The 18074-nt window shown below is 31.8% G+C and carries 16 protein-coding genes, 2 pseudogenes and 1 other annotated feature; of the genes and pseudogenes, 4 read left to right on the forward strand and 14 right to left on the reverse strand.

Annotated elements, in window-relative coordinates; genetic code table 11:
• Positions 1-102: 102 nt before the first annotated feature.
• The gene (locus NSQ08_RS11670; RefSeq protein ID WP_061690150.1) at positions 103-1014 is read right to left on the reverse strand and encodes a DMT family transporter; all 912 of its coding nucleotides are present in this window, start codon (positions 1012-1014) and stop codon (positions 103-105) included.
• A gap of 152 nt (positions 1015-1166) precedes the next feature.
• Here NSQ08_RS11670 and pdxR point away from each other — a divergent pair, with 152 nt between their 5' ends.
• Complete coding sequence (gene pdxR, locus NSQ08_RS11675; RefSeq protein WP_340774903.1) at positions 1167-2600, forward strand: MocR-like pyridoxine biosynthesis transcription factor PdxR; 1434 nt, start codon at positions 1167-1169, stop codon at positions 2598-2600.
• A 45-nt stretch (positions 2601-2645) separates the two neighbouring features.
• Here pdxR and NSQ08_RS11680 read toward each other — a convergent pair whose 3' ends face one another.
• Positions 2646-3176: a DUF4269 domain-containing protein gene (locus NSQ08_RS11680; protein ID WP_002192869.1), complete on the reverse strand. Its 531-nt coding sequence runs from the start codon at positions 3174-3176 to the stop codon at positions 2646-2648.
• A gap of 175 nt (positions 3177-3351) precedes the next feature.
• Between NSQ08_RS11680 and NSQ08_RS11685 the strand changes: the two genes are divergently transcribed.
• Positions 3352-3819: a DUF2306 domain-containing protein gene (locus NSQ08_RS11685; RefSeq protein ID WP_340774910.1), complete on the forward strand. Its 468-nt coding sequence runs from the start codon at positions 3352-3354 to the stop codon at positions 3817-3819.
• A 146-nt stretch (positions 3820-3965) separates the two neighbouring features.
• Here the strand turns inward: NSQ08_RS11685 and NSQ08_RS11690 are convergent, their stop codons facing one another.
• Both NSQ08_RS11690 and NSQ08_RS11695 read right to left on the reverse strand, forming a co-directional pair.
• The gene (locus NSQ08_RS11690) at positions 3966-4841 is read right to left on the reverse strand and encodes a glycerophosphodiester phosphodiesterase (RefSeq protein ID WP_340774913.1); all 876 of its coding nucleotides are present in this window, start codon (positions 4839-4841) and stop codon (positions 3966-3968) included.
• A gap of 46 nt (positions 4842-4887) precedes the next feature.
• Positions 4888-5688, reverse strand: coding sequence for a GNAT family N-acetyltransferase (locus NSQ08_RS11695; RefSeq protein ID WP_002189753.1), 801 nt, complete (start codon positions 5686-5688; stop codon positions 4888-4890).
• A gap of 506 nt (positions 5689-6194) precedes the next feature.
• Here NSQ08_RS11695 and NSQ08_RS11700 point away from each other — a divergent pair.
• Positions 6195-6893: a hypothetical protein gene (locus tag NSQ08_RS11700; RefSeq protein WP_012261012.1), complete on the forward strand. Its 699-nt coding sequence runs from the start codon at positions 6195-6197 to the stop codon at positions 6891-6893.
• Positions 6894-6984: 91 nt separating this feature from the next.
• Here the strand turns inward: NSQ08_RS11700 and NSQ08_RS11705 are convergent, their stop codons facing one another.
• Positions 6985-7368 (reverse strand): winged helix-turn-helix transcriptional regulator, encoded by a 384-nt coding sequence (locus NSQ08_RS11705; RefSeq protein ID WP_012261013.1) that lies wholly within the window; start codon positions 7366-7368, stop codon positions 6985-6987.
• Between the two features lie 143 nt (positions 7369-7511).
• Between NSQ08_RS11705 and NSQ08_RS11710 the strand changes: the two genes are divergently transcribed.
• Positions 7512-8381: an SDR family oxidoreductase gene (locus NSQ08_RS11710; RefSeq protein WP_002189755.1), complete on the forward strand. Its 870-nt coding sequence runs from the start codon at positions 7512-7514 to the stop codon at positions 8379-8381.
• 170 nt (positions 8382-8551) lie between these two features.
• On the opposite strand, the gene NSQ08_RS11715 is transcribed toward NSQ08_RS11710, so the two are convergent.
• The 9 genes and pseudogenes from NSQ08_RS11715 to NSQ08_RS11755 form a co-directional block, all read right to left on the reverse strand.
• Positions 8552-9856 (reverse strand): MFS transporter, encoded by a 1305-nt coding sequence (locus NSQ08_RS11715; RefSeq protein WP_002032410.1) that lies wholly within the window; start codon positions 9854-9856, stop codon positions 8552-8554.
• 113 nt (positions 9857-9969) lie between these two features.
• Positions 9970-11193: a methyltransferase domain-containing protein gene (locus NSQ08_RS11720; protein ID WP_340774923.1), complete on the reverse strand. Its 1224-nt coding sequence runs from the start codon at positions 11191-11193 to the stop codon at positions 9970-9972.
• A 152-nt stretch (positions 11194-11345) separates the two neighbouring features.
• Complete coding sequence (locus tag NSQ08_RS11725) at positions 11346-12152, reverse strand: DegV family protein (protein ID WP_078176616.1); 807 nt, start codon at positions 12150-12152, stop codon at positions 11346-11348.
• 192 nt (positions 12153-12344) lie between these two features.
• A complete protein-coding gene (locus NSQ08_RS11730) occupies positions 12345-12851 on the reverse strand; it encodes a DUF3189 family protein (protein ID WP_002141972.1) in 507 nt (168 codons plus the stop codon).
• Between the two features lie 79 nt (positions 12852-12930).
• Entirely contained in the window at positions 12931-13398 is a 468-nt protein-coding gene (locus tag NSQ08_RS11735; RefSeq protein ID WP_002032414.1) for a DUF1453 family protein, read from the reverse strand.
• A gap of 169 nt (positions 13399-13567) precedes the next feature.
• Positions 13568-13738 (reverse strand): annotated as a pseudogene (locus NSQ08_RS11740) (GNAT family N-acetyltransferase); the annotation flags it as partial.
• A 57-nt stretch (positions 13739-13795) separates the two neighbouring features.
• Positions 13796-13999 (reverse strand): annotated as a pseudogene (locus NSQ08_RS11745) (penicillin-binding protein); the annotation flags it as partial.
• 113 nt (positions 14000-14112) lie between these two features.
• Positions 14113-15351, reverse strand: coding sequence for an MFS transporter (locus tag NSQ08_RS11750; RefSeq protein WP_002189759.1), 1239 nt, complete (start codon positions 15349-15351; stop codon positions 14113-14115).
• A 65-nt stretch (positions 15352-15416) separates the two neighbouring features.
• Positions 15417-15674: a binding site (T-box leader), on the reverse strand.
• Between the two features lie 176 nt (positions 15675-15850).
• Complete coding sequence (locus NSQ08_RS11755; RefSeq protein ID WP_340774938.1) at positions 15851-17989, reverse strand: penicillin-binding protein; 2139 nt, start codon at positions 17987-17989, stop codon at positions 15851-15853.
• Positions 17990-18074 lie beyond the last annotated feature (85 nt).

An 18074-nucleotide genomic window follows, 5' to 3' on the forward strand; every position in this document is an offset into this window, starting at 1 on the left:
AGCTGATTTTAATATAGATTTTTTTCACTATATTTATAGAATGGAAAGCCTGTTATTAATCCGAAATTTTGCATTTAAATTGCAAATACTCGCAGGGATGTCTTACCATACTTTTTCACTCTCAATTTGCTTATAATTATCTTTATTAAATGTTAAATGAGCAATCACAACTCCAAGTATAGTAATTCCCCCTCCAATTATCGAAACAAAGGTTGGCACCTCACCTAACCATATCCAAGCGATAATACATGCAGTTACTGGTGTTAAATATAGAGAACTTGTTGCCTCAGAAGCACTGGCATGGGATGTAATATATGCTAATGCAATATACGGCAGTACTGTCGGGAACACACCTAAATATATAACACTCAAAGTAACTTCTATAGGAGCTGCTACAATTTCTTCATAAATCCCTGGCAAAAAAATAAGCATAAATACAGTACCAGACCAAATTGTATATATTGTAAATGGCAAGAAACCGTACTTTTTTAAGTATGGCCTTTGAAAAACGAAAAATAGACTTTCTGAAATTGCCGCCAATAAAATTAGTAATCCCCCACTATTCAATTGAATGGAATCTCCTTGACTTAACGATAAAAAAGCAATTCCTACAAAACTAATTACACCACCGATCCAACCATTTAATTTCATTTTTTCATTCAAAAAAACAGAAGCAAGAATTGCCGTTAATATAGGTGTTACTGATACAATTAAACTAGCAGGTCCAGCATTCACACTCTTTTCACCGTAGTTCAGTGCAATATGATAAATTGTAAATCCAAGAGCACCAAATATAAAAATCACTGGAATATCTTTCAAATCAGGTAAACGTAATTTGTATATAAGTGAAAACAGAAAAAGAATCAAAGAAGCGATTAATAATCGTAGCAAAGTAAGGTGTTCAGGGGTGTAAGCTTCAAGCCCCATCCGAATTCCTGGAAAAGCTGTTCCCCATATAAGAATCGTAAAAGCGTGAGCACATACAATACGAAAATCCCATTTTTTATTATGCATATTTTCTCTCCCTCTCCAATAAACCAGCCATTTTCTAATTGCCAATTATTTCTTTTCATCATATTTAATAGTTGATACAATGTCTTCAACCAGTTAATCCTCGAAAAAACCAACCACTTTGCATTTTTAAAATGAATGAGGGAGTTTTTAATATGTCTACTGATAAAAAACTGCCTAAATATCGGCAGATAATAGACTATATGAAAGAAAAAATTGAATACGGAGAATGGCCGATTGGAAGTAAGGTTCCTAGCCAGCGGCAGTTAGCGAAATTATTTCATGTAAATCGTAGTACTGTAATAACCGCACTAGAAGAACTTATGGCAGATGGCTTAATTCAAGGGAAAATCGGGTCAGGAACAATTGTAACGAATAATACATGGTCATTATTAGCCACCAATCCCCCGCCCGATTGGAGTGAATATGTAAAGGCTGGTATTCATAAACCAAGCAAGTTAATGGTACGGGAAATAAATGAAGCAGAAGCAAATAAAAAATTGATTCATCTTAGTAAAGGAGAACTTGCACCTCATCTTTTCCCGTTAGAAACTATGCAATTCATTATGCGTAACGTATGTGAGGAACTAGATTATTTCGGATATGAAGAACAAAAAGGATATCTCCCTTTACGTGAAGCAATAAGTAATTATGTAAAATCATTTGGAATAAATACATCACCAAGCTCTATATTAATAGTCTCTGGTGCATTACAGGCATTACAATTAATATCAATCGGTCTTTTACATAGAGAGTCAACTGTTTTACTTGAACGACCTTCTTACTTATATTCTCTTCACGTATTTCAATCGGCTAATATTCACCTTTCTGGAATACAGATGGATCAACATGGAATTATCCCTAATGATTTGTTAAGAAAAATTAATTATAGTCAAAAGAAAAATATTTTATATTCGATTCCTTGTTTTCAAAATCCGACGGGTGTATTAATGTCCAAGGATCGACGAAAAGAAATACTAAGAATATGCGAAAAAGAACAATTGCCTATCATTGAAGATGATATTTACCGTGAGTTATGGATGGATGAACTACCGCCCCCTCCTTTAAAGTCGATGGATAAATATGGACATGTTTTATATATCGGTAGTCTATCTAAAACACTTAGCCCAGGACTTAGGATTGGTTGGATTATCGGACCAGAGCCTGTTATTGAGAGATTATCAGACATAAAAATGCAAACTGACTATGGGTCAAGTTCTTTATCTCAAAGAGTTGCTGCAGAATGGTTAAGTAAAGGGTTTTGTGAGGATCACGTAGCGAACGTAAGGATTCACCTAAAAAAACGAAGACGAATAATGATACAAGCACTAAATACGTACTGCGCTGACATTACTACATGGGATATTCCTAGTGGTGGATTTTTTATATGGCTAAGGGTAGTGCCTAACATTTCGATGAAAAAAATATTTTCAGAGGCTCAATCAAAGGGAGTTCTTTTTAACCCGGGACGTATTTATGAAGAAGAATCAGATCAGTTTATACGTTTATCTTATGGGTATTCTTCCCCTGAACAAATTACTCAAGGTATTATTATATTAAGTAATTTGATTCGTAAGTTAATGGCATAATAAAAAAATCCTCTTTTTATAAAGAGGATTTTTTGTGTGCCTTTTTTACCATAATCTCATTTCCTGTCCTAATAAAATAAGTTCTTTATAGGGATCACCGTCAATGTTTAATACTTGAGCAAAAGCCGGTTCTGTTTTTAACCCTTGTTCTTTTAATTCAATTACTTCTTCTCTAATGTGTGGGTGCTGCATTAATAGCATGTGCTCCACTATCATATGTTTATATGCATTTTGGTTACGTACTGGCCGCGGTTGAGCAAATAATTCAAATTCAAAACCTTCAAATTGAAAATTCACCTTTATTGTTAAGATATTTTTAATGATTTTCTTTTTCATTTCAAATCCTTCGTATGAGCCATACAATGATCTAATTTCCTGTTCAAAAAAATCATAATTATGTACTTCCATTACAATGTCTAAGTCAGAATGAAGGGTATCAACTCTAATAGGGATTGTCCCGCAAAGTACAGGGCTATATAAAGCTAAATCCTCTATTATGTTTAGTTTATTAATAACTTCGTAAACTTTTTGTTGCTTATCATTCCCAGATTGTAAATATGTAATAGATGTAAACATAGAAGTCTCTCCTTCATTTAACGTAATACTCGTCTCACTAAATTTGAGAAAAAATTTAATCATTCCATTTTGTTCTAGGAGTACCTTTATTTCAATATATTAAGGCAAACTAACTATATTGTTCAACTTTTCTCCTATACTGCAATACTATAAAAATAAAAAAGGAGGAACTTTTATGAGCATTTTCAACATTCTTTTGACCATACACATATTATTTGGAACCATATGTTTAATTACTGGTATTGTAGCGATGGTTGCTCAAAAAAAGAAAGGAAAACATACGGAATGGGGCGAAATATACCATGCGCCCTATATTGTCATAACCCTTACTGCAATTATATTGTCTATTTTAAACTGGGATAAAATCGCATATTTATTTTATGTAGCAATTATCTCCTATTCATTTGCGATTTACGGATATCTCGCAAGAAAAAAACGATGGAGAAATTGGTTGCAACACCATATTAGAGGTATGTTAGGCTCTTATATTGGTGCAGTTACCGCACTTTTAGTAAACATTGGTATGTATATCTCTATTTTAAATCTACTTCCACCAATATGGTTTTGGTTCTTACCTACTATAATCGGTATTCCTCTCGTAGCCAGTGTATCAAAAAAATATAAAAAAGAAAGGAAAAATTAATTACATTTTGATTACTTTCTGACAAAACTTATGAAAAATAATAATCAATATTGTATTATATCAAGTTTGGCGTATAGAACTAAAAAAGAATCCAATATGTTTATTGGATTCTTTTTTGTTTATTACTCCCTTAAGAATAATACTTTTTAATTATGACTTTTCAAATCTAATACTGAATGTAAACGATCCGGATAATTAGTAAACATCCCGTCGATGCCCCAAGAAAGTAACTTTTTCATATCTTTTTCATTATTTACTGTAAATGGATGAACTTCTAATCCATAATTCTTTATTTTTTTTACGTAGGCTGCATCAATATATTTATAATTCATACCAAGACCTATGCAGTATGTTTTATACTTTTCTATTTCTGAGTCTGTTAATTGAACTGCTTTTTTATATGATAATAATTGTACTAACGGTATATTATCATTTAAACTGTGAATCTTTCGCAAACTTTCTTCACTAAATGATTGAATAATAACTTTATCATTTATTTGGTAGTGATTAATAATTTCTAATAGTTTTTCCTCCATTCCAGGATATTCATCTGGTGATTTTGTTTCGATATAATAATTAGCATTATGTCCAAACGTTTCAATAATCTCTTCTAATATTGGAACTTTAGTATCTTCAAATTCTTTCTTTGCTAAATTTGGATGCTTTTTATTGAAAAAAGAATCTGCATTCAGTTGTTTTATTTCATCTAATGTATGATCTTTTACAAAACCAGTACCGTTTGTTGTGCGGTTTAATGTTTCATCATGCATAGCTACTAAATGTCCGTCTTTTGTCATTTGGAGATCTATTTCTATATAGTCACCTTTTAATTGCTGTCCTAATTGATACGCTTCTAATGTATGTTCCGGTGCATATGCAGAAGCCCCTCTATGCGCAATATTTTTAATATGATTTGATTGATTAATAGCTTTTGTATATTTTTGTTCATTTACTTGCTGAAAAACAAAGATGCTTATTACTGTGAAGAAACAAATGATTGTAATTATAGATGTTTTTTTCATAACGGTATGTTAACTCCTATATTTAAAACAATTTGACTTGGATGATTTACTCAAATAAATGCCGATTTTCAAAAACAGTCATTTGTCCTACAACTTGAAAGCCGGATTTTTTATAAATATTTATTCCATCAGGTGAAGCTTGTAATACACAATACGTATTTTTTAATTGTTTTGCTTCTTGCAGCAGGAAATTAAACATAGTAGAGCCAAAACCTTTTCCTCTCATTTCTTCTTTAGTCGCTATATCATAAATACCGACACTATCTTTCGTACATACTAAAGAGCCAACAGATACTACCTCACCTTTATAAAGACCTAAGTATAGTTTCATATTATCGCTATTCCATAAATTTAAAGAAGAAATTTGATTATAGTATGCTTGTACATTTTTACCTTCCTCTGATGTACCAAATAGATTAGCTAACGTTTCTCCAAACTTTTTGATTTGTCCTGAAGAAGATGCTTTTTGTATCGTAAAACCTACTGGCATGTTTATTCTTGGATGAATTGTTTTTAATTCTGCTACCATCGCGATATTCTTTTCAGCTTCTTTTAAACCAAGTTTGATTAATTCGCTTTTTATAGTCTGCTCTTGCTTATCATCCCAAAACCAAACACTCATTGGAAATTTCTTTTGATTATAGTATTCTACCTCCTTATATAATTTCTCGATTCCTTCCGTTACATTACTATTTAGTAGTGTGATAATATTAAATGTATCTGCAGGTAATCCGCAGTCGACAGTAATGTAATCCTTCGTTTCTTTTACATCCATTCCATTTACCTGCCGCGCAATATATGAGGTTTTATATGTAAAATTGTCTATTAGTAACTGTTTATAATTCATTCATTTTGCTCCTTTCATAAAAATTCGTATTCGAATCCTTCAGTATTAAATATATCATATAAGAAATGTACCTATTTCTATAAAAATATCTCTATAAATCACTCTTTGCGCCCTAAAAGAATTAAAAATGATATAACGTTGTCGGAATGAAAAAAGTGGTATATAATAAATATTAACATTACTAGTAATTATTTTAGGTATTCCTAGAATAAAGGAGCGATACATATGAAAATTACTATTTATTTCGGAAGTCATGAAGATCAAGATGTTCGTACTATGGACTGTCATTTAGATGTAGAAGATACAGAAGAGATTGTATCTGTATCTTAATATAAATAATGGGATGAAACCTCTTCCCTGCAACGTTTAAGGCACCTTTTATAGGTGTCTTTTTTATTGTTTTTTCGTCAAAAACCCTTTACTTTAGTGCGTTTTAATAGTAAAATATAAATATACGAACAAATGTTCTTTTTAATTTATTTGTACATGAAGGGATGATTTCAACAATGACTCAAGCAAAGCGCAGAGGAAGAAAAAAGCAAACACCTATTATTTCAAATACAGGCTTTATCGGCTCTGTCTTTATTGATACATTGGAGTTACAAAAGAAATCCTATTATTTCGCTCGTAAAAAACTTCAAATTGTGCATCACGTACTAGATGGTCTATCTGGAGCAACGAGTGCATTATTTAAAGAACATAATACCGCTGCATACATGTCATGTGTGTATTTACATAAACAAAAGAAAATCGGCTTCGTTCTTTCAACAAAACCTTTTGAACAAAGTGATGGTGTTTCTTATTTTATAAATTATTTAATTGAAAAGAATTTTTACGGTAACGAAGAAGTAGAATATCAAGAAGTATTTAATACAGGTTTTATTGGTGTAGTATTCGCGGATTTATCTAGTATAGATCGCTTTAATTTTGAGTTTGAAATGGGTATGTTAACGAAATTAATGAAAGATATGATTATTCCGGTTAAAGAGCTCTTTTTACGCCACAATGTACCGGCTTACATCTCCACTTCTCATTTAGAGGAGCAAAATAAATTAGGTTTCGTTCTTTCTGTAAAGCCATACGATGAACGTGCAGAAGCAGATTTATACTTCGAAACATATTTAAAAGAACGTGGATTATTTATTGGTGATGAAGAGGATGATATTGATAAGATTGTTATTAGAAAGACGGCTGAATTACGATAGTTTTCCAGTACAACTCACATTAATAAATTGTTCAGTATTTAATTTAAACTTAATACCTTCCTATTGCCAATAGGAAGGTATTAATAATTTATTAGCCCTTATGCTTTTCATACATCTCTATTTTTTTATTTAGTAAATCTTTACCCCAGATTTGCATTGCTTCTAATACAGGTATAAACTTTTCCCCCTGCTCTGTTAAAGAATATTCTACCTTTGGTGGAACAACTTTATAAACTTCTCTGTGTACTAGCTCGTCCTCTTCAAGCTCTCTTAATTGTCTAGTTAAGATTCCTTTTGAGATGCCAGGTAACATCCTCAATAATTCATTAAACCTAATAATTTCATTTTTGCTTAAATGCCACAAAATCACGATTTTCCATCTTCCTGCAATTGCATTTTGGGTAACTGTTAATGGACAAATTTCTTGCTGTGTTTCTTCAGAAACCGATTCATCTTGATAACTAAAACGTGCCATAATAAAATCTCCTTTTTCGCTAAGTACTATTTTTATGACTATGTTATTAAATTGTGCCTACTTACATAAATCCTTCTTAAGAAATAGCATATGTAATGTATACAAAAATCAAAAATAACGCTGTATGTAACGGAGGAGATTGTATGAAAGTTTTAGTAACAGGTGCAAACGGAAATTTAGGTTCTAAAATTGTTGAGTATTTACTTACCAGATTATCAATTGAAGAAATAATTGTTGGGGTACGTGATGACAAGTCTGAAAAAGCACTTAGCTATAAGGAACAAGGCTTAGAAGTACGTGTAACGGATTTTGAAAATCAAGAAACCTTGTTTTCAGCATTCAAAGATGTTGATCGTTTATTCATCATGTCAACATTTGGTGACTTTGATACAGTTATACGTCAGCATACAAATGCAGTAGAAGCTGCCAAAGCAACAGGTGTAAAACAAATTATTTATCCAAGTGTTACAAGAGCAGAAGGAAATGACTTTTTCCTAGCGGGCATGCATAGAGCACGTGAAGTAGCAATTATTGAATCAGGTATTCCTTATGTGATTCTGCGTAACAACTGGTATGTAGAAAATGAACTTGGTACAATTCAAAGCTGTATGGCTGGTGCCCCTTGGGTGACTTCTGCAGGAGAAGGGAAAATCGGTTGGGTATATCGTCCGGATTTAGCTGAAGCAGCAGCGAATGTTTTGGTAGCTGATGGTCACAAAAATAAGATTTATGAACTTTCTGGTGAAAATTTAAAACAACAGCAATTTGTTGATACATTAAGTGAAGTATTAGGAAAAGAAATTCCTTTATTAGAAGTAGATGACTCTTCTTATGAAGGAATGTTAAAAGGTGCTGGAGTACCTGAAGCCTACCTTCCAATGTTAGTAATGATTCAAAAAGGGATTCGTGAAGGAGGATTAGAATCAACACATACCCATTTGAATTTCTTATTAGAACGTCAGGCTACACCATTAAAGCAAGCATTAACACATTTATTAGTAAATACAAAATAGATAAATCAAATTCCACAGCCGAAATCAAATAATAAATTTTGTATTTAAAAAAGTGCCTTTACTTCGACCACCTATCACTTTAGTTAAAGAAGGATTTTTAAACAACATTATTATTTTTTAAAGGACTTTATTGCAAAATAAGCATCTTTTTTGTTACTTAACAAGTTCACTTAGCTACGCAAAACACTATAATCTTTTGAATGAATTTCTAAATTTAACTTATTTGAGTAAGCCTTATTCAAAATAAGAAATACTATCCCTCCTGTAATTGGCAGCGTGTAAGCAGGGATATAATTTAATACTAATCCTGATAATGCCAATGCTATTGGCTGCATCATTTTACCTATACTTAATCCAATACTGAGTACCCTCCCCCTATATTCATCAGGAATCTCTTTTTGCATGAAATAAATTAAAGGAATATCAATTAACGCTATTATTAGCCCTAAAAAGAACATAACGACACAATACATAATAACGTATACAAAATCATTTACTTCAAAACTTTTGAATAGAACTGGAATTCCTGAAATAATCATAAAAACTGCCAACATTGAACTTAGCTTTTTCAAAAGATAAGAGTAAGAAAAACGATTAGTTATCTTTTTTACTAAAATTGCACCAATTATCATCCCTACTGGAAAAGTCCCTTGAATGATACCAAATTGCTTAGAACTAAGATTGAGAACTGTGTTAATAATGTATGGCAATGGAACAGTTACAGCAAACCCTAAGAAGAAATTAAGTGAAATTAAAATTCGAAACGTATTCTTTAAGCTTTCCTTTTCAATTAAGTATGAAAACCCCTCTTTTATATCTTTAATAAAATTAATTCTCCTTTTTGGGCATTCCTCATTTATATTGAACTCGAACAGTTTAAAATGAATAAATACTATGGATATACCCGAAAGAATAAATGAAATACCGTTTATAATTATAAAAATTTTAATATCAAAGACTGCAAAAACGATGCCACCTAACATAGGACCGAGAATTAAAGATACAGAATCGATAATTTTACTTATAGAGTTAATACTCATAAGCCGCTCTTTAGAGACGATATTTGGTTTTGCGGCTTCTAATCCTATTCCAAAAAATGTTGTAAATACCGTCATAAGAAAGGTAGTAGTATAAACGATGAATAAGTTTAATCCATAATAGCTGCTTAATATATAAACAGTTATTAATAAGCATCCACTTAGTAAATCCATACAAATAACCAGTTTCTTTTTATCAACCTTATCAGCAATTACACCGGCAAATGGATTCATAACAATCATTGGAATCGTTCCTAAAATGAGCGTAATCGCAAAATTTAACGCAGATCCGGTTATTTGTAAAACATATAATCCTAATGCGAAACTATATATAGAGCTACCGAATATTGATACTGTTTTTGCAATTGAATATAAACAAATATTTCTTAGTTCTTGGTTTCTTTTTTTATTTTCTATATGTAATCGTAAACTTCCCATAACATTTCCCTCCCGCTGAACTTTGTATTACGTACAGTGTAAGTTCTCGGGTCAACCCAATATCAATATGCTAGTATTAAAAACTTTTAAAAGAAAAATTAAAAAAGATGGGGTTAACCCCATCTTTTTCTGAAAAATGAATATGTATAAATTTCTTCTCCTTGAACAAAGAAATCCTCGTATTTTCCTCCTCGTTCAATATATTCTGAAGTTCTTTCATCTATGGAATTAAACTGTAGCTTTTGGATTTCTCCCTTGACTTTTGAAGACGTAAAATTATCTCTTAATCTAGTTGTAATTTGGCTATTTATGCTAAAATTTTTAAATACAATAAATGAACTTAATAAATAACAATCAGGTTTGAATAGATAGTTTAATTCGTGCAATAAAAAATTTTCATGCTCAAAACTATAATTGCTCGTACCAGAGTGATCAATTACAATATCAACAGACTGATTCTGAATAGGTATACTTAAAAAATCAGCACAGATAAAGAGAATGTTTCTTTTCGGATTTCTTCTTTCTAATACATCTTTTAAAAATAGTAGTTTATTCAAATCTCGATCAACTGCAATAAATAAGCAATCCTCGGGTAGTTCTTCATAAATATTTCGCAAAAAGAACCCAAGACCCGATCCTATATCAAGTAGTATTTTGTTATTTAAATCTAATTGCATTAGTTTCTTTTTCGCCCATTCTCCTTCTCTATGCATATTTTCCAAATATGCAGTATCAGTTTCATGAATATAATCTGAAATAGAACTTTCAAGTGAAGATCGCTCATATGCTTTAAATAAATTTCCAGCTGTTAGAATACCTGAAGTAATAATGTATTCTTCCCCACAGTTACAAATTAACTTTCCCTCTGTAATTTGATTGCAATTAATAATTCCATTTTGAAGAATTAGGTTTTTGCTACACTTAGAACATGTAAGTAAATGAAGTACGCTTAAATCTATCCCAATAATAGAATTCGGAGTTTCATTTGTTAGCGATAAATCATTTAACACTTCTTTTAATTTATCCCTTCTCTCCTCTAAAATTTGTATTTCTTGTTCAAACATTTCGTATTTCGATTTAAATAAAGATTGGTAAAGAGTATCTTTTTCGTAATTCATAGATTTTGCTAAATTTTGATAAAGAAAAAGTTCTTTAATTTCATTCAAACTAAAACCTAGCCATTTGTACTCTAATATAAGCTCTATATCTTTTTGACAATACTCATCAAAAAAATAATGGCTACCCTTCTTTTCAGGAATAATTAGTCCGAGATCCATATAATGTCTAATTGTATCTATACTTATATTATTTTTTTCTCCAAACTTTCCGATTTTCATAATATCACTACCATTATAATATTTGTTTATACATACTTCTTTTTTTTAGTAGAAAATCCTTTTATCTATACATTATTATTTATGATACGAGAATGATGTAATGAAGCTTTTATATAATAAAAAAACCCGCGAATTATTCACGGGTTTTCCTCTTAATAACTAATTGCTATTGTTCCTTCACCTGCATGAACAGCAAATGAAATCGGTAATGGATACAGTTTGAAATCCATTTCAGGAAATGATTGTTTAATATCTGAAATCCATTCTTCAGCTCCATCTTTATCGTTAGCATAGAACATATGAAGTACTTTTGGTAATTCTTTTTCAAGCTCATTTTTAATGTATTCTCTACATTTTTGGATTTTACGCACTTTCTTTTCAAGTAAAAGTTCCCCGCCTTTTACTTCTAAGATTAAGTTGACACTTAATAAACTTCCAAGTAAAAATTGAACTCCCTTTACTCGACCACTTGCATATAAACCTTTTAAGCTTTTTGGAAATACATAAAAAGGCCTTCTTTTTTCATCTACTAATGTTTTATGTATATCTTGTAAAGTCATACCATCATTGTATAACGTTTTAGCTTTTCTCAAAAGTTCATCCATTGGATAACTTGTCGTTTCACTATCTAATACAGTTAAAGGGAAACCTGCCATATCAGCAGCTAACTTCATATTTTGATAGGTCCCACTTACTTTTCCGCTAATAGCAACTGCAAAGCCTTCTTCATATTCTTCTTTGCATTTAGTAAATAATTCTACCATTTCCCCTATGTTAGGTTGCGAAGTAGTAACTGTTCTTCCATCATTTAACGCTTCATAAAGACGTTTATGAACTCCTTCTTCACAATCCTTATAAGACACTCCATCAATAATAACTTCAATTGGGATAACAAAGTTATCACCATCTGTTGTAAAACTCGCAGTTGTACTATCAGTAAACCAAGCAACACGCTTCATGTTGTTCCTCCCTTATTCTGTTCCTCTTTTCTGACTTTTCTATATATTTATCTTACGAAAAGAGAATATCCCCTGTAATAGTAACAGGACTTTATTATTTTGGCTATAGTAGATGTAATAATAAATGTGAATGTTTTTTGTCTATTTATCAAAAAAAAGAAAACCACAAAATTTCCCGGCCTTCTTTTAACATTACTTAAATGTTTCGTTATCTAAAATTACAACATAATCATTCGTCAATCGGCCAGCTTCTTTCGTATAATTAACAAGCCTTTGTATGTTATCACAGCTAAGTTTTGCTCCCCATACGAGTAATGGTACGCCGATAAAGTCGATGTGGAACCTTCTAGAAAACAGACCACCGAAAGTCATTGGTAAAGGAACTGTTGGTGATGTATTAGAAAAGATAATCTTTTCATGGCTATGATAATGTTTTTGCAGAATCTCTCCTAAATGCTTCATCGCAGGTACAACGACTTTGGATGCCCCGCACCCAATTGTATATACAGGATTTTCATATTCATCTTGTCCATGAAAAATAATCTTTCCCATATCCTCTGTTTTCAATTTATTAAAGTAATCTACATTTAATATTTCTTCTTTCGTTAACTTACGATCTGTTGGTAATTTATTTAAATGATAAGCTGCAGCGAGTGCAGTTGAATGCGTTCCACCGAAATCTGTGTAAATGAATATCATATTATCATCCCTTGTTGTAAAAGTTCAATATTATTTAGTATTACCGTTCACAGCGTTGTTAAACAAGGGACGAATGTATTTACGCTTTTTGTGTTAATTCATTATATTTTTTCCAAATATAATAGCGTCTACTAATTACGGTACCTAATGTAATACATAAAAAGGCATTCGTTACAACCATTAATGTGTGGTGAGTACTGCCAGGAAACATACTTTGCTTAATCACGATTTTTGCACCTAAAATAACAAGGAGAATAATTGTACTTAACCAATTTCCTTTTCGTAATACATGACCTGTTTCACTATCTAATCGAAATGTTAAAGCTTTTCCCCTAATAACTCCAAGACCCAATCCAATTCCAAGCATTGCAACGAAGAGAAGTCCTTGCAATATATTTAATTGTCCCATATGAATAATGGACTGGATTGTTACAAAGCACAGCAAAGCCGGAATGAGCCAAATACGATTAATATTCACTTTGTATTCCTTACCTTGAATTAATACAATTATAAGAATAACAAGTAGAATAACAAATAGAATATCCATTTAGAGTCCTCCTATATACTTGTTTACCTTTGAAAATTATATTCGTCTCTGTTCATATCATACTTGAAATACGATAGCTACTTTAATTTGTATAATATGGAATGTAATTTCCCATCAGCCTTAAGCATTATTTATAAAAGTAAAAAGACGTACTTTTTACTCATACGTCTCCTACTACTTGGTCTTCATATATAGCTACTAGTTCAATTGCGGGATTTTCATATTTTTCTTTCGCTCTAAGTACATTGTCATAATATGCTGTATCTAAAAAAGATAACGCACGGCAACGTACCTAGCCTATTTCGTCTTCTTTTTTATATGCACTAATTTTTATATCCATGTAATTAAAAAGCTACTTCTATTTCTACCATTAGTTTTTCAGGTCCTGCCCCTTTATGATAGCAGTAAATAATTTGCATCTTGAGGCAATTCCAAATCTTGTTTGTAGTGTATTGTTTATACATTCACTTCGGTTAGCATATCCAAATGAATTTTCATAGATAATATCATCATCTTTTTTTATTAAGACTACCCCAGAAAAATCTATATTCTGATGTATTTCTTTTACAATTTTCTCTATTTGATCTTTTGTTTTTATCATAATAACCACCCTTGTTTATTGGTATTGTTCTTTCCCCTTATTATTTTTCCATATATAGGGTAAAGAAACCTCCTATTCACCCACCCTTTAGTTTCAAATAAAAATCAAGGTAACTATTTCGATTTTATTGATTCAGCGGAATATATCTTAGACTGCGATGGTAATAAGGTAAACACGCACAATATGATAGTAATAAGTAGCATTACCAGTACTCCTACAATGACCACAAGTTGCATAGAAGTGAATTGAGTTGCAACGCCGAACAGAATCGTTATAAAAATTGTTAAAACAGCTATAATGAGCCCGTATATACTCCCGATTCGTCCCATCATATGAACCGGAACGTTATTTTGATAAAATGTGTAAAATCCTGTATTTGCATATGCCATAGAGAAAGATAGAATAAAGAATCCGATAGCAGCTATTAAAAACTCACTTGAAAAAGCATAAATCAAATATCCGATTGCAATGAATAATGATCCTATCCCAATTAGAAATGAAGGTGCTAATTTTTTTGATAAAATTGTATTTGTTATAGCTCCTAAAATAAAACCCGCTCCAGCGATACTAACTAGGAAGCCATACTCACTATCTGTTAACAATAAAACTTCTTTCGCAAACGATAGTTCAAGTGAATCTATAGCGGTAGCTAAAACCATCATCCCTTGAAATAAGAAGTAAACACAAACAATATACATAGATTTTTTACTAAAATTTAAAACTATGTTCCAATCTTTCTTTAATACAGTTAGTGAAAATTTATCATTGGATGTATTAGAATCGTCTTTTTTATCAAGATTAGGTAAAAGTAATGTAATGAACCCTGATAACAGAAATGCTATAGCATTCATATATATAGCAAACTCTGGTGTACCAGTTATTAATAATATCCCCGCTACTGCTGGACCAATTAAAAATGCACCAGATCCTATTAAACTACGTAGTGAGTTGAAACGTTGTCTTTGCTCTACTGGAATTAATTTCGTCATATATGTCATAGCAGTTGGTTCATAAATCGCACTGGCCATGCTTATAAAAAATACTAAGAGATAGACAATCCAAAGGGATGGAACCAAGGGTAAAATAGCGATAAATACTACTCGATATATATCGAGGTGAATCATTAACTTTCGTTTATTTAAACGATCTATCATACTTCCTGACCAAGCGTTTGTAAATAAAGTGGCTAATGGTTTTATCACATATAAAGTAGCGACAGCTAAGGCTGAGCCACCCATATTATAGACAAGTACATTCAGTGCGATTAAATAAATCCATGCACCTAAATTCGCAATACCAACTCCGGACAATAGTAATAAAGGATATTTCCAATCTTTAAGTAATTTTTTCACTTTAGGCACCCACTTTCTAAATTGTCTTAAAAAAACAAAAAAATCCCACCCCCAAGACTTTTAGTCTTAGGGACGAGATTTATCATCGCGGTGCCACCCTAGTTTGTTAATATGTCGCCATATTAACCTTATCAGGTACTGCACTATTTTCATGCTTATACCTTAGCTCTATAACGGGAGCTCCCGTCACACCATCCACTTTTAAAAGGTTCCGATGTGCTGCTCAGAGGCTTGATTCAATAAAGAATTTTTGCTCCTTTTCAGCTAAATGGAGCTCTCTGTGAAAAATTCATTTTATTTACTCTTCTCTTCACTGCATTTGATTTTTTCCATATTATCACATATTCATTTAACTGTAAATAACAAATAATCAGATATTTTAAGTTATGCCAATGTTAATAGTCTTATTTATTATTTTTTCTAAAAATTACGGTGCGTGAAATTAGTTGAATCTCTAAAAAAAGAGCCAATTATATATAGGCCCTTCAAAATGTCCAAATTAATTCGTATTTGCCTCTACTAACGGTTGTAGCGGTGGTTCTAATTCTAGTTCTAAAGTGTCACCCTCTTGTAAATCTTGTCCTTTTTCAATACTTTGACTCGTTACATAGCCCATACCTGAAGTTTTTAAATCTAATTTTAATAGCTTGGAGAAATACATAACATCACGCATTGACCAACCTTTTAGGTTAGGCATTTTCACATTACTTCCTACTAGAAGTATGCGATCTCCTTCACTCATTACTTCGCTAGTCTGTGGATATTGTTTTATTATCTTTCCTTCTCCTAATAATACCGGCTGAAGTTTCTCTTTTTCTGCAATATTTTTTACAGTATCCATTGTTTGATTTACATAATTTTGTACTTTTATTTCAGATTGCTTTGTTGCATCTGCCATTTGCTTTTCTGTATATGGTTTCACTTTTAAATATTCTAGACTATTTTTCATAACTGGTTTAAAAATTTCAGCAAGAGGCTGAGCACCGTATTCATTCCCCTTTAATTTAGGTTGCTTAATGGCTAAATATACGACTAATTGTGGATCATCAATTGGAGCCATTCCTAAGAATGAAAAAATATAATTATCTTTCCCTTCCATATATCGTCCATTTTCAGGATTCGGAATTTGCGCTGTCCCTGTTTTACCACCAATCGGATAGCCATCAATTTTATACATCGTTCCCGTTCCTTTTGATGAAGTAATAACTCGCTCCATTAAGTTCCTTACCTCTTCTGCAGTTTCTTTTTTAATCGGATTCCCTATTTCTTTAGGTTGATTTTCCATAATAACTTGTTTATTTGTTGGATTTACAACCTTATCAACAATATAAGGTTGCATCATTTTCCCGTCATTTGCTATAGCTGTGGCCGCTTGTACGATTTGAATAGGAGTTACAGTTGAGCCTTGGCCGAAAGAAGTAGTAACTTGTTGAATTTGAGTATTTAACAATAATGTATTTTTACTTTCTCCAGGTAAATCTATCCCTGTTTTTTGATTGAAACCAAATTTATTCATATATTGCTTGAATTTATTTGGTTTCAGTAACTGGTCTTCTAAAATAGAAAAAGCAACGTTCGATGACCGTTCAAACCCTTCATCAAATGTAATTGAGCCCCATCCATAGCCGCCATTATGATCTTTAATCTCTGCTGAACCAACTGCGTATTTTCCTGATTGGAAATATTCTTTCCCGTTATATACACCTTCATTAATTGCAGAAGCTAATGTAAAAACTTTCATTGTAGACCCTGGTTCGAATGCATTCGCAATTGGATCGTTTAAAAAATATTCAATGTCTCCCTTGTTAGGATTATAACTAGGCTTACTAGACATTGCTAAAATCTTACCTGTTTTTGGATCTGCAATAATTCCTACTAACATAGAAGGGTCATAGTGTTGCGCCGCTTTATTCATCGCGTCTTCTAAAAAACTATTAATTTGTTTATCAAGCGTAAGGTATACGTTATTTCCATTTTTAGCAGGTTCTATTTTTCCTATATCATTTGTAAGTGGGATACCATTTCGTGAACCTACATATTTTACATTTCCGTTTGTAGAGCGTAAATATTTATCCAAACTTTCTTCAAGCCCAAACTTGCCCTCCGCATTACCTTTATCATCTGGTCTTGCAAAACCAAGTATATACGAGGCGAAGTCTTCATTTGGGTATACTCTGGCTTTTTCTGTTGTAAACGATACACCTGGTATTTTCAAATTTTTAAGTTCTTCCTTCGCTTCTCTAGATAAGTTACGTCCAATTTTACCAATTTCAACTTGCGTACGTCCTTCATGAAAATTTTTCATGATCTCCTCTTTATCAACTTCAAGCGCATCTGCTAAACGTTGTGCAGTATCTTCTTTATCTTTTAATTTATCTTTTCCTTTTAAGTTTACAACGATGCGATATGTCGTTGAGTCTTGGACTAATACTTTACCGTTTTGATCATAAATTGTCCCGCGATTTGCCTCTAAAACTCCATTTTTGTTTTGTTGTTCCTTCGCAAGATCCTTTACATTAACATTATGCACGACTCCTACTGCTTGAATATAAAATATACGTAAAAGCATAGTAAGAAACAAAACAATAAAAGCAATCATCATATATCGAGCGCCTTTATTCGTTTGAAGTTTATGCATACTAATCTCCTTTCCTTTACAATGTATTAATGCGCTACTAAATATGTTCTTTAATATAGTAGATACTATATTTTTCGAAGTTTTT

The organism is Bacillus sp. FSL E2-8887 (genome assembly GCF_038007205.1).
Lineage (GTDB): Bacteria > Bacillota > Bacilli > Bacillales > Bacillaceae_G > Bacillus_A > Bacillus_A mycoides.

Coding starts and splice junctions, on each gene's coding strand:
- pdxR (WP_340774903.1), top strand. CDS start 1,167: ATGTCTACTGATAAAAAACTGCCTAAATATCGGCAGATAATAGACTAT.
- NSQ08_RS11720 (WP_340774923.1), bottom strand. CDS start 11,193: ATGAAAATCGGAAAGTTTGGAGAAAAAAATAATATAAGTATAGATACA.
- NSQ08_RS11705 (WP_012261013.1), bottom strand. CDS start 7,368: ATGGCACGTTTTAGTTATCAAGATGAATCGGTTTCTGAAGAAACACAG.
- NSQ08_RS11735 (WP_002032414.1), bottom strand. CDS start 13,398: ATGGATATTCTATTTGTTATTCTACTTGTTATTCTTATAATTGTATTA.
- NSQ08_RS11680 (WP_002192869.1), bottom strand. CDS start 3,176: ATGTTTACATCTATTACATATTTACAATCTGGGAATGATAAGCAACAA.
- NSQ08_RS11715 (WP_002032410.1), bottom strand. CDS start 9,856: ATGGGAAGTTTACGATTACATATAGAAAATAAAAAAAGAAACCAAGAA.
- NSQ08_RS11755 (WP_340774938.1), bottom strand. CDS start 17,989: ATGCATAAACTTCAAACGAATAAAGGCGCTCGATATATGATGATTGCT.
- NSQ08_RS11685 (WP_340774910.1), top strand. CDS start 3,352: ATGAGCATTTTCAACATTCTTTTGACCATACACATATTATTTGGAACC.
- NSQ08_RS11700 (WP_012261012.1), top strand. CDS start 6,195: ATGACTCAAGCAAAGCGCAGAGGAAGAAAAAAGCAAACACCTATTATT.
- NSQ08_RS11695 (WP_002189753.1), bottom strand. CDS start 5,688: ATGAATTATAAACAGTTACTAATAGACAATTTTACATATAAAACCTCA.
- NSQ08_RS11710 (WP_002189755.1), top strand. CDS start 7,512: ATGAAAGTTTTAGTAACAGGTGCAAACGGAAATTTAGGTTCTAAAATT.
- NSQ08_RS11725 (WP_078176616.1), bottom strand. CDS start 12,152: ATGAAGCGTGTTGCTTGGTTTACTGATAGTACAACTGCGAGTTTTACA.
- NSQ08_RS11690 (WP_340774913.1), bottom strand. CDS start 4,841: ATGAAAAAAACATCTATAATTACAATCATTTGTTTCTTCACAGTAATA.
- NSQ08_RS11670 (WP_061690150.1), bottom strand. CDS start 1,014: ATGCATAATAAAAAATGGGATTTTCGTATTGTATGTGCTCACGCTTTT.
- NSQ08_RS11730 (WP_002141972.1), bottom strand. CDS start 12,851: ATGATATTCATTTACACAGATTTCGGTGGAACGCATTCAACTGCACTC.